An 891-nucleotide genomic window follows, 5' to 3' on the forward strand; every position below is an offset into this window, starting at 1 on the left:
GTGGCGCTTTATCGCCGACCATCGCGTCCCATTTGACAATAACCAAGCCGAACGCGATATCAGAATGCCCAAGCTCAAACAAAAGGTGTCGGGGTGCTTCCGCACCGCGCGCGGACTTCAGGCGTTTTGCATCATCCGATCGTATCTGGCTACCCTGCGCAAACAACGTCGCCCGCTCATGGCCGCGCTCGCTCTCAGCTTCGCTGGACACGTTCCCTCGCCTTTAGCTGCTGACTAGTTACCTTTGGACAAAGAAATGACGGGCGGATTCAACTGGTCGATGCAACACCTCTGTTCCAATACGGAAATCGGAGGATGAGGCTATGAAACGACAAGCAAAACCGTGGTTGACGTCGACCCAGAAGGGGGAGATTTGGAAGCGCTGGCGCGCAGCGGAGTCTGTCAGCGAGATTAGTCGGGCGCTGGAGCGTGAAGTGGGCTCGGTGCATCGGATGCTTGCTAAGCGCGGTGGGATCGCACCGCCGCCAAGAAAGCGCTCGCCACGTGCACTGACGCCCGAGGAGCGCGAAGCGATCTCGCGTGGGCTGAGCGCAAACTGGTCTTCAAACCGCATTGCAGCGAGCCTGAACCGAGCGCCATCGACGATCAGCCGGGAGATCGAACGCAACGGCGGCCCGATAAAGTACCGCGCCCAACAGGCCGACGCCAATGCCTGGAAGAGCGCGCTACGGCCCAAAGCGTGTGCCCTTTCAAACCGGGCGCGACTACGCATGCTCGTGGCGAGTAAGCTCAAACAACAATGGGCACCTGCGCAGATATCGGGCTGGCTCAAACGGCAGTTCCCAGTCAATAAGCTCATGCAACTATCACACGAAACGATCTACCGAAGCCTGTATGTACAAGCCCGGGGCGTCCTTAAAAAAGAGCTGA

1 protein-coding gene and 1 pseudogene are annotated in these 891 nt (G+C 58.5%); both read left to right on the forward strand.

Annotated features, from left to right (window positions below):
* Positions 1–163 (forward strand): annotated as a pseudogene (locus tag FH08_RS50760) (IS66 family transposase); the annotation flags it as partial.
* A 160-nt stretch (positions 164–323) separates the two neighbouring features.
* Positions 324–891, forward strand: a 568-nt coding sequence (locus FH08_RS0133865; protein WP_031362609.1) for a helix-turn-helix domain-containing protein, incomplete at its 3' end; no start/stop codon positions are given.

The organism is Caballeronia sordidicola (assembly GCF_000729995.1).
GTDB classification, from domain to species: Bacteria; Pseudomonadota; Gammaproteobacteria; order Burkholderiales; family Burkholderiaceae; genus Caballeronia; species Caballeronia sordidicola_A.